Raw genomic sequence first — 15465 nt, forward strand, 5'->3', positions numbered from 1 at the left:
GTTTAACTCAGGGTTTTTACTCCACCCCATTACTGGTCTGGTTCGATTCCCAGAGCTTTCAATTGTGCTTCCAATTGGGCTGCGCGTTCCTTGGCTGCGATCGCCTCCTGTTGAGCTAATTGAGCTTGTTCCCTAGCTAATTGAGCTTGTTCCCTAGCTAACTGAGCTTGTTCCCTAGCTAACTGAGCGCTTTCTGTCCCAGTGGGTAGCACATCCCCATTTTGATCACACCACCGTAACCAAATATCCTCTTTACCTTCAAACACCCCCGACCATAAAGTTAAGCCTATACCAATTTCTGCAAACCAGAAATTATGCATTTCTAAATACTGTCTAATATTCAGTTGATAAGCGCGCAGTGGTTGCTCCCCGAGCATTTGCAAAGGGTCAAACACTGCGTAGTAGGGAACCCCCATTCTGGCGTAATCTTTCAATTTAGAGCCTAATTCGTTTCCTTCCCGGTTAGAAACTATTTCTATAACCACATCTGGAGTTTTGCCAAATTGCCAAACAAAATAACTGCGGTTCTTTTTTTCTCCCCAATCCGAAGGCATGGTAACATCAATACTGAGGAACACATCAGAGACCAGGGGAGGTAAACCAATACTGTAAAACACCCCGACATTAGCAGCAGCTATAAAATTTTCTGTTTCTGCGGGTGGAACCCAACCGTTGTACAATACCTCTGTTAATAAGCGCTGTTGTTTTTCTGACAGGAAATTATCCACTGGTGTATCATCTTCAGTAACAATATGGGTGATATCTGGTTCAGGTGCAAGCTCAGTTGAGAATATTTCTTTTACCATGATGTCTGCTACCTTCATCTACGGGGCTATTGATGAGAATTAACTGGCTGTTTCAGGTGGCGCAAAGGCGCAAAGAATGGCGGTTAGGTAAGTTGATTTTGGCTCATCTTCAAATTCAGCAACTCCGGGTATTTATATAGCAGTGTTAGCTTTAATGATAATGTTATATATAGTATAGCATCAATTAACTAAGGTTTTGTATTCGGTCATCTTGATATTTATTGACAAAAATACCTGTTTTCACCAGTAACATGAAGGAACTTGATCAACAAAGAGTTGAGATTTTTTTAGATAAATGGCAAGGATCTAGTGGTAATGAAATAGCTAACAAAGACTCATTTTGTTTAGATTTATGTACGGCTTTAGGTGTCCCACCTCCACCCCCTCAAGGTAGGGTTCCCGGTGACCCATATTGTCTGGAAAAAAATGTTAAAATGCCCCAGTCTACAGGAAACATCAAACAGGGGCGCATTGATTTTTATAAACAGGGACATTTTATCTTAGAAGCCAAACAGGGAACTATAAAATCTGGGAATAGTACACCCAAACGCGGCACAAGGGCTTATGATCAATATATGCAAAAAGCATTTATTCAAGCCACTGCTTATGCACCCCATTTACCGGTCAAGCCACCATTTTTATTAACTTGTGATATTGGTGACCATTTTGAGTTGTGGATGGGATTTAGTGGTGATTATGGTGGTTATGGAGCCAGACAAATTATTAAACTAAATGATTTATTAAAACCTGATATTTTTGACTTATTTGTTGATATTTTCACTCAACCCCAAAAGCGCAACCCAGAGAAAATTAGAGCCAAAGTAACACGAGATGTGGCGGGTGATTTAGCTCAGTTAGCCTATTGGTTAGAAAAACAGCAACATCACCCCCAAGAAGTGGCTAATTTTTTGATGCGTTGTATATTTACCATGTTTGCTGAAGATGTGCAACTACTCAAAAGAGGGGTATTTACTGAAGCATTAACCCAAAGATGGCTATGTCAACCCAGCAGCTTTAAGCCAGAGATTGAAACTTTATGGCGCACCATGGACGAAGGGGGAACTTTTGGTTTTGATAGTATATTAAGATTTAATGGTAGTTTGTTTACAAATGCCACAGCTTTTGATTTACCAAAGTCCCAATTAGAGGTATTATTACAAGCAGCTAAAAGAGATTGGAGCCGGGTAGAACCGGCAATTTTTGGAACTTTATTAGAAAGGGCTTTGGATACCAAAGAACGCAGTAAGTTGGGCGCACATTATACGCCGCGTTCTTATGTGGAAAGGTTAGTGCGTCCAGTGGTGATAGAACCGTTACGCCAAGACTGGTTAGAAACAGAAATTGTGGTAGACCAGTTATTAAAAGTTCCAGGAGACTTAGAACCAACGGCGACCCAGAAAAAGAAAGCGGTAGAATTAATCAGAGAATTTCTGCAAAAGTTGAGAACTATTAAAATTCTTGACCCTGCTTGTGGTTCTGGTAACTTTTTGTATGTCACCTTGGATTTACTAAAAACTCTGGAAGCGGAGGTTATTCGCCGCATAGCTGATATTACCGGACAATATCAATCTAGTGTTTTAGATCAAGTTAATGTTTCTCAGTTTTTAGGTATTGAAGTAAATCCCAGATCTGCTAGTATTGCCGAATTAGTCATCTGGATTGGTTATTTACAATGGTATTTTAAACAATTTGGCAACACTTCCCCACCGGAACCAGTGTTACAGAAATTTAATAATATTGAATATCGAGATGCGGTGTTAGCTTGGGATAGCAAAAAACCCGCCATTGACCCCACCACTCACCCCACCACTCACCAAACCCGCACCCGGTGGGGTGGACGTACTATGAAGCACCCAGTCACGGGGGAAGATATCCCAGACCCTCAAGACCAAATCCCTATTTATAGTTATAGTAATCCGCGGATGGCAATATGGCCAGAGGCTGATTATATTGTCTCCAACCCGCCGTTTATTGGTAATGCCAGAATGCGGGAATTATTGGGTGATGGTTATACTGAAACTTTGCGTCAAGTATATCAAGATGTACCGGATACTGTTGATTTTGTCATGTATTGGTGGCACAAAGCCGCAGATTTAGTCAGAAAGGGTCAGGTAAAGCGCTTTGGTTTGATTACGACTAATACTATTAGTCAGGTGCGGTTAAGGAGTGTGATAGAATATCATTTAAAAGCAAAGCACCCCATTAAGTTAATTTTTGCCATTCCTGACCACCCTTGGACTGATGACGGTGCTGCGGTGCGAATTGCTATGACTGCGGCGGAGTTGGAAGGTTCCCCAGGGTCTCAGGTGGTAGAATTGGGGGAGGTAATCTTGAAGGGGGAGGGAGAAACCCCAGAAGATACGGCAGATTTAATTGATATTGCATGGCAAAATGTCGGGGTGATTTTTAGTAATCTCCGAAGCGGTGCTAATCTTACTAATATCCAACCTCTCAAAGCAAATGATCAACTTTCCAGCCGCGGTATGATGCTTTTTGGTTCTGGGTTTATTATAGAACCAGTTGATTTTACTAAAATTGAGTCAGAAATATTATTTACTTACACTAATGGGAGAGATATATTGCAACGCTCTCGCCATGTCAAGATTATTGATTTCTTTGGTCTGAGTGTAACCGAAGCTGAAAAACTTTATCCTCAAGCATATCAATGGGTTTTAGAGAAAGTCAAACCAGAACGAGATGCTAATCGTGATCAAAATTTACGCAAAAACTGGTGGGTATTTGGTCGCCCTAGACCTGAACTTAGGCTAGCATTGCAAGATATACAGCGATATATTGTCACTGTAGAAACAGCTAAACACCGGGTGTTTATATTTTTAGATCAAGGTGTTATTCCCGATAATAAACTAATTGCGATCGCTCTTGATGATGCCTACTTTTTAGGTGTTCTTTCCAGTAAGATTCATGTTACTTGGGCTTTAGCAGCAGGTGGGACATTAGGGATGGGTGGAGTTTATGTTAAAACAAAATGCTTCGACTCCTTCCCTTTCCCCGAACCCACCGCAGAACAAAAACAAAAAATCCGCGACTTAGGGGAAAAACTTGACGCACACCGCAAACAAGTACAAAGCCAACATCCTGATGTCACAATTACCGGGATGTATAACCTTCTAGAAAAATTACGCACGGGGGAACCCTTCACAGATACCGATAGAAAATATAATGATCAAGCCTTAGTGTCCATCCTCAAATCAATTCACGACCAAGTAGACGCGGCGGTTTTTGCTGCTTACGGATGGTCACCGAATATCAGTGATGAGCAAATTCTCAGCCAATTAGTCGCCCTCAATGCTGAACGCGCTGGGGAAGAACGAAATAATTTAATTCGGTGGTTGCGTCCGGAGTATCAAGCACCCCATGAAGTGAATACCCAAGTAGCCATTGCAGGTATCACCACAATCCCAGAAACTACAATTACACCCGCACAGCAGCAACCATTCCCCAAAAAATCAAAAGAACAACTTGCAGCCATTCGGGATTTATTACGCACTCACGGCGGTGATTGGACTCTAGAACAAATCATTAAACAGTTTAAACTTACGCCGGGACAAAAGCAAGTCATTGGCGACCATTTAGAAAGTTTAGAATGGTTCAACATTCTAGTTACCTCCCATGACCATGGCGTGACACGCTGGCGCTATGTAGAAACAGACTTAGCAACTTGACAAATCACCATAATATGTGATAGGTACTTATTACAACTATAATGAACAATCTCTAATCCTGCCGTTGCCAACTCCTCCATCAGTTCCGGTATCTGATGTTTATGGTGTCTCCAAATAGTCACCTCTTCATCTGCCAAAATTTCCACAGTTTTATCTATACCTAACTCCCTGAAGTTTATAGTATAGTGGCGATGAAACTTAATATTAGCTGTAACGCTATCTGTTTTTATATCATACTTTCTTACAAGTTGGCAATCCTCCGCAGCTATGCCTAACTTGTCAGTCACCCATCTGTATATTCCGTCTACATGATACTTCAAACCACCCCGAGCTATTCCATCCCATTGGGAATTAGCACCAATTTCGTTAGTGAACACCAGCAAATCATTTTGGTTCATGCTGTGTCGGAAGTTTTGTAAGGCTTTACTTCTGTCTTGATGATTGCCAATAGTTACACCTAAATGTAAAAATATCTTAGGTATATCCTCACTCCCTAAAATCTCCGGGGAAATAGAAGTATTTTCTATATCAACAGTGTAACTCTCAAAGTGAACTTGGGGAAACCATTTAGTGAAGTTGGCTTTTGAAACACTCAAAAGTTCCTGGCTAATATCCAAGGCAATATATTTATTTATCCTACCTAATTTAACCAGTCGGGAAATCAATTTTTTCACTGGGTAAGAATTACCAGCACCTACATCTATAATATTTATCCTCTGGTAATTCTCAGAGCTATCGCTTGAGGTTAGCCATTGAGAATTAATATAGTCAAAATTGTCCTGTAATAAATCAATCTCTACGTTTTTAGGTTGAAACCATTGAGGGATAAGATATTTTTCATAAAAACTATGCCATATTTTACCACCTGGACCTTTGTAACCATACTTTAAAGGTATTTCCCGTTTGAGTTCTAATGAGTGAACTAACTCTGAAAGTTCTCCATGGGAGAAAATAGAGTTTAACTCTAGACTTGGCTCTACTAAACGAGTTGTCTCTGGGAAAGCTTGGGAATTACTATAACTTTTTTTAGGTATCATTAGTGATAAGAATTTGAGGAGCTAAATTAAGACTATAACTATAGAGGTTACGACTGCCAAAGTTAAATATCATATCATGACCGGGTAATTACTGATAATAAAATCTATCAACTATGTTTAATGTCGTGTGTTACGGTGAATTATCACTTTCTCCTGGTCATCCCAACCCGGTTAGTGGTAACACACCCTACTGAATATTGACTGTTTGACAGCAATCAAAATAATCCCCGATAGTGAATAAAAACCACAATTGCAGACCAAGATCCCAAGGTAACTTTTATTGCTACTAATAAATTAAGCAAGGGAATCGCGCCACCACTAAAAAGAGTTCCTAATTCTCCGTGGGGTAATTCAAATCCACTCAATGTTATCACTGCTAAGACAATAAAAACCAGCACCGAAATCTTCTCCCACATAGTAGCCTTCCAGCGCTTGTAAATCCCTTGCATCCATTCGGGTGAGGAGGTAATGGCTACTAAGCCGATCGCTGTTCCCCCCGCTACCCCAGCGGCGAAACCACCACCGGGGCTTAGGTGTCCTCTAATTGCTAGTTCGATACCTACTAACGCAGAAATAGTTGCACCCAAACGCGCCAGAACAATTGATGGTTGGTCTTGTAACTGAGAAATTTCTGATAAAGGTTTCTCATCAGCTAACAGATACCGCGCCCCCATGATGGCGATGGTAAATACTACTACTTCAAAGATTGTGTCATAAAGGCGATTTCTGAGAATAATCCCGGTGACTGCATTGGGTATACCACTATCTTTGACAATGGATGCAACTACAGACATATCTCCTAAATCCTTGAGGGAATTGGGGATAATCAACAGGATACAGTAAAAGGCTATGCCAGCGGCAATGTAAACCCATTTCATAGCTAGTTGTCCTCTATTTTGGTAAATTTACATAGGATATAGTTGTCAATGGTGACGAAATCTCAGCCTTGATGATTTCATAGATGCGTTGAATTCTAGTCACAGTGTGATAGGGTTGGCTTTGCTCGCCAGTCTCATCTCCTTGGTCACAGGTGGCATGAATTTCTTTATCTATAAGAGCTTTGTGTAATTCTTTGCTATTAATATAAGTAATTACCTCAATACGCATATAGTGTTTACGGAAAATTCGGCGTAATTCCTCCATCAATGGCTGAAAATGGTCTTCCCCGTCTGCGATTACCCCCAGACGCAAAACCAAAGATGAACGCACGGCGATCGCATATAGAGTAACAGCTAGGAAAGTCCCCATTAAAGCTTGGGTCAGAGCCACATCTGCTGCGCCCAAAACAGCAAACACCAAAGCCGCCACAGCGCCCAATATTCCCTGAACAACCAAAGCATTGTATGGGTTGACCTGAAGTACCACCATCAAGGCGGATAAGGGTAACAGGGCGGTAATTATATAGATATAATTATCATTCATAGTCAGCCTCGCTGGTAGAGCAGTATGCCAACACATAGCCCAAGACTGTATTCCAAATTGCCAAGGAGATAAGACCCAAAAGCAGCAAAGGCCATTCACTGGGTATTTTCAGCAGCAGTCCGAAAATAATACTCATAGAGCCGAGGGTATCCGCCACCGAAAGACTATGGAGCTTAAATAATACCGAGCGATGACCCAAGAGGGGGAAGGTTCCCCAAAACCAAAAGGCGATGCCTAAACCTATGCAAATATAACTAATTATCTCTATCATAAATTACCCATGCGCTTCAGTAGATGTGCCAATAACATTAATCCCGCATTACCCACACTCAGGATAATAATCCCCACCACGCCAATCATCCAATCATCACGTAAGACGGATACCATCAGAATCATAATTGATGTTTTGGTGGCAATACTGGCAAAAGCTAACATTTTTTGCCAAATATCATCATCTTGCCAAGCCTCATACATGGGTATGAACAAAGCCAAAATCATCGCAATCATTACCGGATTCATCCCTGTGGCCTCCGTCTTCGGACTCGGTGTACTTCATACCACCCCTGTTCATGATATTTTAATACAATAGTTTTAGGTGTAAAAGTAATCAAGAAAATATCCAGAAAAATCAGCCCTGGGGTGCGTTGGGGTTTAACTCTTTCAATAATTACATCTTCGTGATTATGGGGACGGAAAATTATTTCCACCGCCTCAAAATACGCCTGGGGAATGGCCACAAGCACCTCACCCAGAACACGCAACCAATCCCTTAATGCTTCTGGTACTCTCTGACGACCAGGTAATAACAGTGCAACGGTAACACCAATAATGATATTTGCCACACTCAAATCCGAGGTGAGCAAAAACCAAATAGTCAGTCGCAATATCAGATTTAAATGCCCAATCATGCTAGTATCATCCCCAACAATAGGAGCAACATCAGACTCATGAAACCAATTAGATGTTCAAATTGCTCAAGTACACGTGGCAAAGTCAGTACTGACTGTTGAAAAATCCAAAAATGCTCGAACCAGGCAATGCCGATGATTCCCAGAGATTTGATGATATTCTGTACTGTGTATGCATCGTCATATATCCGCATCCCCCCAATAATTCCCCCTGTTAATATGATTATCGGTAGCCATAAACCGGAGGGAATGTCCGCTTCTTTCTTGTGGGGTAGAAAAATGAATTTGGCATAAACTATAGCCGTTCCCACAGCCCCAATATTCATTAATATCTCTTGCCAAGGTAGGACATTTTTCAATGTCAACATCTTAGCCCCAAAACCTACCAAGAAGGGAAAGCCAGAAATTGACAAGCTACCAATAACTAAGGGAATCCAGATCCTAGTATTCATGGGCTGCGATCGCAGTTCCTGGAAATTACGGCTGGGTAAGTTCCCTGCAATCAGGAACAACAAAGACTTGACCAGCCCATGGCCTAAGGCATAAACACCCCCCACCGCCGGCGCTGCTAGAATCCACCCCAATTGGGAAACAGTACTAAATGCCAGGGTGCGCTTGGTATCCTTTTCAAATAAAGCATAGATTACCCCCAGTAGGGCTGTCCCCACTCCAAATATCCTAACAATGGGTTCAACCTCACTCACCATTAATGCACAGCGCACTAAGGCAAAAACACCAGTTTTAACCACCACTCCTGATAACATAGCTGATACCGGTGTTTCTGATTCTGAGTGGGTCAAGGGTAACCACAGTCCTGATACAAAGATGCCCCCTTTTGTCAATAGTCCGAGAAAAATCAGGGCGATCGCTGTGTTAGGTGCTGTACTCAACCCAGCAAAACTAAAGGAACGATTGGCTTGATAAACCAAAGCAGCGCCCACCAGATAAAACAGCATTGCCGTGTTACTGACAAACAAATAACGCAACGCCACCCAAATAGAGCGTTGACTACGGGGATAGGAAATCAGAAGAAAGGCTGCAATACCCACCACCTCAAGGGCTACATATAAACTGATGAAATCCGCACAGATAAACGCCGCATTAACGCTACCATGTAAGATGATAGCCTGAGTATAAAAAAAAGCCGTCTTCTGTTTCCCCCAACAGTAGAGGATCACTGCTGCCGTCACCAGAGCATTAGTTAATATCAAGTAGGCACTTAACTGATCAACCAGTAATGTCACCCCGAAATTATCCAGTAATTCCAGTGTTAACGGCGAATCCTGTACAAAAACCTGGAAGGCATATACAGCGGAAATTACGGTGACACCTAAGGACACATATCGATCAAGTTGGGGGAGAAGATAAATAACGAACCCCAAAAAAAATGGTAGTGCAATCCAGGTGATGGTGATGGTATTCATGGGGTATTGTTCTTCTCGATTTCGTTACTTTCCAAAGTGGGATTATCCCGCGCCAGCTTCATCACACATACCAGCATTAAAGACTGAATGGAAAATCCGATCACAATTGCTGTTAAAATCACCGCCTGGGGAACCGGGTCGGCGTAGGTGGGATTTTCCCCAGGAGAAACAATGGGTGTGAATAAGCCAGCCCGTGATGCAATTAGCACATAATAGGCGATTACCCCAGTACTCATAACATCCATAGAGATGATCTTCATCACCAGGTTCTTTTTCAAAATTATGCCTAAAAATCCGCACAATATGGTAAACAAGATAGATGCATCTAACACGGGAACTGTCTGTTTAGTAGTGGTAATAAGTAGCTAGCCTATGAAACATTGGCTTCCTCTAAAGATTGTTTTTCTGCCGGTGGTTGTTTAAATGCAAACCGCAATAAAGGTGGTGCTAAGAAGGTTGTTAAAATCACCATGATAATAATCGCAGCCTGTAGTGGTTTATCCAGAGTACCACTAGCAGCACCAATCCCCGCAAATACTAACCCGACTTCACCACGGGGAATCATCCCTACACCAACTGCTAATCGGTTAATTTTAGCTTGGCCAAAAACTGACCAACCAGTGACAACTTTGCCAATGATTGCGACCACAATTAAGAAGGTAGCAATGATTAAACCCTCACGATTTCCCGGAACTAGAGGATTAAGAACACCTAAATCAACTTTGGCACCAACTGCAACAAAGAAAACTGGGACTAAAATATCAGCAATCGGTTTGACCTGCTCATCTAGCTCTTTGCGTTTATCCGTTTCATCCAAAACTAAGCCAGCTGCAAATGCCCCTAAGATCGCCTCTAAATGAATAGCATTAGCCAAAAAAGCCATCAAGAACGCAAATATCAATGCTGGTATAATTAAGTTGCCGCGCGTTTGCAATTTATCAGCAATGACCACAAAACTTTGATTGAAATATTTACCCAGCAAAATTGAGCCGACGAGAAAAACTGTAGCGCTGACAATTAAATAGATGACATTTAAGATATCAACTTCCCCTGTTTTGGCTAAACTCGCCACTACTGCCAAGACAATAATGCCTAAGATATCATCAATGACAGCCGCACCGACAATGATTTGCCCCTCACGAGATTTTAACTGCCCAAGTTCCGACAAAACTTTTGAGGTAATACCAATACTAGTAGCTGTCAGTGCCGCACCTGCAAAAATTGCCGGAATTAAGGGAGCATGAAATAAGAACAGCAGTCCTGCTGTCCCAGCCGCAAAGGGAACAGCTACCCCGACACAAGCTACAACTGTTGCTTGATAACCGACTTTTGTCAGTTCTTTTAAGTCTGATTCCAAACCAATTTCAAATAACAGAATGATCACACCCAGTTCCGCCAGGACGGAAATGATTTCACTTTGGCTGTGAAAAATTTCTGTTACTGCTTCGGGGCTGATGTTGTTAATCAATTGCAGGACACTTATAATGGCGGAGTCGGCAGCTGCTGCTCCACTCTCAGTAAATACCACTAAATGTAGAGCCGAAGCACCTACCAACACGCCGCCCAGTAATTCACCTAAAACAGGAGGCAAATCTATGACTCTAGACAACTCACCGCCAATTTTACTGGCAAGATAAATAACTACTAAACTGAGTAATACACCAGCCAAGACAATGGGGGCATTTTCAGCTTCGTTCGTGGTGGCCAGAAAAGGACTTTGCCAAAAGGAGTTAACTATCAATTCCGAAAAAATCATGTTACTTATCTGTGATCTTGATTAATTATCCTGTTAAATAAATTACTGCAAGAAACAGTAATTTACACATCTAGTTAAATAATGAACCTTCATACTTGCAGCCATTAACCTCAGATCAGGAGTGATATTTGGTAGGGTTGCTCTCCCTGACTGCATAGGTATCTACTAAAGCCAAGGCTCTGCTAAGTGCTTCGGCACGATTCATAAACCAATGCTCCCGGGAGACGAAATTCAACACACCCAGCTTTTCTAAGCGGCGTTTCACTTTCCCAGAGGCACCAACAATTAAGATTTTACGACCTTGCTCATAAGCATCTTTAATGGCATTTTCAATGGCTAAAGATGCGGTTACACCCAACATTGGCACATCGCTGATATCTAAAATCAATACGTCGGAGTCGGCCATTGCTGAATGTTCCCGGGCGATCGCTTTAGAAACTCCAAAGATCATCGGTCCACTGAGGTAGAATAAGACCACCCGCCCATTGGCTTGATCAAATAATGCCTTCTCTTCATCGTTCAAGACAATGGCATCATCAGCATCGGTAATGGTTTTAACATCCTGAGCTTGTAACTGCGAAAGACGTTCAATGGTTAAAATGTTGGCAATGAAGACTCCCACACCCACAGCAATAATTAAGTCAACAAATACGGTTAAGAACATGACACCGTACATAATCACCGCCCCTTTGAGGGACACCTGATGAGCGCGTTTTAAAAAGCTCCAGTCGAGAATGTCAATCCCCACTTTAAGCGCAATACCCGCCAACACTGCCATGGGGATGCTTTGAGTTAAACTAGATGCCCACAAAACTACCACCAGTAAAATCAAGGCGCGAGTTATACCAGATAAAGCTGTTCTAGCACCGGTTTGGATATTCACCACTGTTCCCATGGTAGCACCCGCCCCAGGCAGCCCACCACATAAACCAGATACTATGTTACCAATACCTTGACCAATTAACTCCTTATCAGATTTGTGTTCGGTACGAGTCAAACTATCAGCAATTACCGCAGTTAACAAAGTATCAATACATCCGAGCATCCCCAACATTACCCCATTAATCAGCATCACAGTAATTTGTGATCCATTGAAGGTAGGCATTTGTAATGTTGGTAATCCCATGGGAATTTCCCCAATTCTTCTGATGTTATCATCGCCGAAAAATACCAGGGAAACTATTGTGACTACTACTAAAGCAACTAATTGTGGTGGGGCAAAACGCTTGTATTTAGATGGTATTAAGAAAATAATTGCCAAGGTCATGCATCCCAAGGAGGTTTCCACAGGATTAATCTTGCTCAACAGTTCTGGCAAAGCTTGCACCATTCCTAAAACCCCACCTTTAGGACTAGGTTGTCCCAAAAAGGGGGCAATTTGTAGCAGAATTAAGATCACGCCAATGCCAGACATGAAACCAGAAATGACGCTGTAGGGCATGAGGGTAATATATTTACCCAGCTTGAATACTCCGAATAAGATTTGAAATATCCCAGCCAGCATCACTACTGTAAATGCCATTGCCAGGCCAACCTGCTCTCCGTTACTCGCTATCATCGAACTGACAATAGCAGTCATGACCACGGTCATCGGCCCGGTAGGTTCAGAAATCAGAGTTGGAGTTCCACCAAATAAGGCGGCGAAAAAGCCCACGCAAACCGCACCATAAAGACCAGCCACAGGACCGGCGCCAGAGGCGACACCGAATGCCAGTGCTAGAGGTAAGGAAACGATGGCGGCAGTTAGGCCGCCAAATAAATCCCCTTGTAAGTTTCTAAAATGTATAGTATTCGTCAATTGCATATTAAAGGTATAATTTGTTGCAGAAAATTTACCTTTCCTACGACGAATCACTAAATAGTCATCGCCCATAGAGAAGGCTTGGGTCACAGGGAGTAACAATTAATTACCTGAAAAACTTATATGAGTTATGAGTTACCCTTAAAGATAGTCTACAGGTTTATCAACCAATTACAAGCCAGAATTTTAAATAAATATTAAATAAATTAAATTCTTTCCATAGATATAAAGCTATGGTTAGTAGGAAATACATAGAAAATAATCAAATATATAAGCAGAAACTATATTAATTTATATGTCAATTCTAAAAAAGAATGCAGATATCTGGTATTTAAGGTATCGCTTTAATGTTTTAGTACCTATTAATTGCAATACTGTTAAGGTAAAGCTCTGTGCAAGTATATATGTATAGCTTGCGGTAGATTGTGAAAACCGGTATTTATTCCCTGAGAAAGTAGTTATGACATCTGGGACTGTGTATAGTGAACCCAGGAGAAGTGCAGTATGGTGATTGACCACTACAGAAAATTAAAGATTACATAACAGTGGCAAAACTATGTTGCGAGTAAGTTAGGGAGTTTAGTCAAAAATTGGGCGAATTTTAGTAACTATAGTCATCCTATTTGAGTTGAGAAATTATCAGTGAGGAAAGGGAACAAGGAACAGAAATTGTTCAGAAATCAAATAGGAGTCCGATACCTGTATTTTCATTTAGGAAAACTACTATGACCACACACGAGGAACAGCACCAATGGCATGAATTAGCACAACAATTGCGGGTTGATAGTATTCGCAGTACCACCATTGCTGGTTCAGGTCATCCTACCTCGTCCATGTCGCCGGCGGATCTGATGGCGATTTTACTGTCTAAGTATCTGCGCTATGACTTCGATCACCCAGGAAATCCCAATAATGACCGCTTGATTTTCTCCAAAGGTCATGCAGCACCATTACTATATAGTATGTATAAGGCAGCGGGAGTAATCAGCGATGAAGAACTGCGATCGCTACGGCATTTTGGCAGTCGTTTAGAAGGTCATCCCACACCTGCTTTACCTTGGGTAGATGTAGCGACAGGTTCTTTAGGACAAGGATTAGCCATTGGTGTTGGCATAGCTTTAGCAGGTAAATATTTAGATCAACTTCCCTATCATACATGGGTGCTACTGGGTGATAGTGAAAGCGCCGAAGGGTCAGTTTGGGAGGCCTTTGATCATGCGGCACACTATACCTTAGACAATCTCATTGCCATTATTGATGTCAATCGCCTCGGTCAAAGGGGTCAAACCGAATTAGGATGGAATACACAAGCTTATGCCAACCGTGCTAGAGCCTTTGGCTGGCAAGCCATTGAAATTGACGGTCATAATTTAACCGAGATAGATCAAGCATATAGCGCCGCTGTAACTGTGAATGATCGCCCCACCGTAATTATTGCCCGTACCATCAAAGGTAAAGGAGTAGCCTCCCTAGAAGACTTAGGTGGGTGGCATGGCAAAGCCCTAAAACCTGATGCTCAAACCCAGGCCATTGCCGAGTTAGGTGGAGAACGGCAGATAATCATTGAGGTAGATAAACCAGAAGAACAAAGACAACCAGCCAGCATTGGTAAAGCCATACCATTGCAACTCCCCACATATAACAAAGGTGCAAAAGTTGCTACAAGACGAGCCTATGGTGATGCGTTATTAGCATTAGGAGCCGCCCAACCGAATGTTATTGCCCTTGATGCAGAGGTGAGTAATTCCACTTATGCCGAAGACTTCGCCGAAGCCTATCCTGAGCGGTACTTTGAGATGTACATTGCTGAACAGCAAATGGTAGCAGCTGCTGTGGGCTTGCAGGTGAGAAAATACAAACCCTTCGCTTCTACCTTCGCCGCCTTCTTGACTCGTGCCTACGACTTTATCAGGATGGCCGCTGTTTCTCGTGCCAACATTAAATTAGTCGGTTCCCATGCAGGGGTATCCATTGGTCAAGATGGGGCTTCACAGATGGCCTTGGAAGATTTAGCAGCATTCCGAGCCGTGTGGAGTAGTACCGTACTGTATCCCAGTGATGCCAATCAGACAGCCAAATTAGTGGCACAAATGAGCGATCGCCATGGTATTGTTTACCTGCGCACCACCAGAGAAAGTACACCAGTCATCTATGATACTAACCAACAATTCCCCATTGGTGGTAGCAAAACCATTCACAGTTCACCGGGCGACCAAGCAACAGTCATTGGTGCGGGTATCACAGTACATGAAGCCATTAAAGCCTATGACAGACTGAAAAAAGAAGGCATCACAATTCGCGTCATCGATGCTTATTCAGTCAAACCCATAGATGTGCAGACACTACATCAAGCAGCACGGGATACCAGAGGTAATTTAGTCGTTGTCGAAGATCACTGGATAGAAGGCGGATTAGGTGCTGGAGTCCTGGATGCCTTTGCTGGTACTAGTAATACTCCCTTTTATCATGGGCCACAACTGCGATTAATTAAATTAGCGGTGCGGGATATGCCAGGTTCAGGTACACCAGAAGAACTACTTCATGCTGCCGAAATAGATGCCGATGCCATTGTAGAAGCGGTGAAATCCCAAGTTAGACAGCCAGTAGGAGTATAAGCAGCAAAATATA

At 42.3% G+C, this 15465-nt stretch carries 13 protein-coding genes; 2 read left to right on the forward strand and 11 right to left on the reverse strand.

Annotated features, from left to right (window positions below; all coding sequences use genetic code 11):
• Nucleotides 1–29 precede the first annotated feature (29 nt).
• Entirely contained in the window at nucleotides 30–806 is a 777-nt protein-coding gene (locus NWP22_RS16210; RefSeq protein WP_271734870.1) for a Uma2 family endonuclease, read from the reverse strand.
• 251 nt (nucleotides 807–1057) lie between these two features.
• Here NWP22_RS16210 and NWP22_RS16215 point away from each other — a divergent pair, with 251 nt between their 5' ends.
• Nucleotides 1058–4489: a DNA methyltransferase gene (locus tag NWP22_RS16215; RefSeq protein ID WP_280802105.1), complete on the forward strand. Its 3432-nt coding sequence runs from the start codon at nucleotides 1058–1060 to the stop codon at nucleotides 4487–4489.
• Here the strand turns inward: NWP22_RS16215 and NWP22_RS16220 are convergent.
• From NWP22_RS16220 to bicA, 10 genes are all read right to left on the reverse strand, one after another.
• Entirely contained in the window at nucleotides 4462–5526 is a 1065-nt protein-coding gene (locus NWP22_RS16220) for an L-histidine N(alpha)-methyltransferase (RefSeq protein WP_280802106.1), read from the reverse strand. The genes NWP22_RS16215 and NWP22_RS16220 overlap by 28 nt on opposite strands.
• A 215-nt stretch (nucleotides 5527–5741) precedes the next feature.
• Nucleotides 5742–6404 carry a Na(+)/H(+) antiporter subunit B gene (locus tag NWP22_RS16225; RefSeq protein ID WP_280802107.1) on the reverse strand — a complete coding sequence of 221 codons (663 nt, stop codon included), beginning with the start codon at nucleotides 6402–6404 and terminating at the stop codon, nucleotides 5742–5744.
• Nucleotides 6405–6417: 13 nt separating this feature from the next.
• A complete protein-coding gene (locus NWP22_RS16230) occupies nucleotides 6418–6948 on the reverse strand; it encodes a DUF4040 domain-containing protein (protein WP_280802108.1) in 531 nt (176 codons plus the stop codon).
• Nucleotides 6941–7219: a monovalent cation/H(+) antiporter subunit G gene (locus tag NWP22_RS16235; protein WP_271734875.1), complete on the reverse strand. Its 279-nt coding sequence runs from the start codon at nucleotides 7217–7219 to the stop codon at nucleotides 6941–6943. Before NWP22_RS16235 ends, NWP22_RS16230 begins: the two co-directional genes overlap by 8 nt.
• On the reverse strand, nucleotides 7216–7467 hold the full coding sequence (locus NWP22_RS16240; protein ID WP_271734876.1) for a hypothetical protein: 252 nt from the start codon (nucleotides 7465–7467) through the stop codon (nucleotides 7216–7218). Before NWP22_RS16240 ends, NWP22_RS16235 begins: the two co-directional genes overlap by 4 nt.
• Nucleotides 7464–7856 (reverse strand): Na+/H+ antiporter subunit E, encoded by a 393-nt coding sequence (locus NWP22_RS16245; RefSeq protein WP_271734878.1) that lies wholly within the window; start codon nucleotides 7854–7856, stop codon nucleotides 7464–7466. The genes NWP22_RS16240 and NWP22_RS16245 overlap by 4 nt, the downstream gene beginning before the upstream one ends.
• Nucleotides 7853–9280: a cation:proton antiporter gene (locus NWP22_RS16250; protein ID WP_271734880.1), complete on the reverse strand. Its 1428-nt coding sequence runs from the start codon at nucleotides 9278–9280 to the stop codon at nucleotides 7853–7855. Before NWP22_RS16250 ends, NWP22_RS16245 begins: the two co-directional genes overlap by 4 nt.
• Nucleotides 9277–9612, reverse strand: coding sequence for a cation:proton antiporter subunit C (locus tag NWP22_RS16255; RefSeq protein ID WP_271734882.1), 336 nt, complete (start codon nucleotides 9610–9612; stop codon nucleotides 9277–9279). The genes NWP22_RS16250 and NWP22_RS16255 overlap by 4 nt, the downstream gene beginning before the upstream one ends.
• A gap of 38 nt (nucleotides 9613–9650) precedes the next feature.
• Nucleotides 9651–11036 carry a cation:proton antiporter gene (locus tag NWP22_RS16260; protein ID WP_271734883.1) on the reverse strand — a complete coding sequence of 462 codons (1386 nt, stop codon included), beginning with the start codon at nucleotides 11034–11036 and terminating at the stop codon, nucleotides 9651–9653.
• A gap of 115 nt (nucleotides 11037–11151) precedes the next feature.
• Nucleotides 11152–12840 carry a bicarbonate transporter BicA gene (gene bicA / locus NWP22_RS16265; protein WP_280802112.1) on the reverse strand — a complete coding sequence of 563 codons (1689 nt, stop codon included), beginning with the start codon at nucleotides 12838–12840 and terminating at the stop codon, nucleotides 11152–11154.
• Between the two features lie 722 nt (nucleotides 12841–13562).
• Between bicA and NWP22_RS16270 the strand changes: the two genes are divergently transcribed.
• Complete coding sequence (locus NWP22_RS16270) at nucleotides 13563–15452, forward strand: transketolase (protein ID WP_271734884.1); 1890 nt, start codon at nucleotides 13563–13565, stop codon at nucleotides 15450–15452.
• The last annotated feature ends 13 nt before the right edge of the window (nucleotides 15453–15465 follow it).

It is taken from the genome of Anabaenopsis tanganyikae CS-531, assembly GCF_029891675.1.
GTDB classification, from domain to species: domain Bacteria; phylum Cyanobacteriota; class Cyanobacteriia; order Cyanobacteriales; family Nostocaceae; genus Anabaenopsis; species Anabaenopsis arnoldii.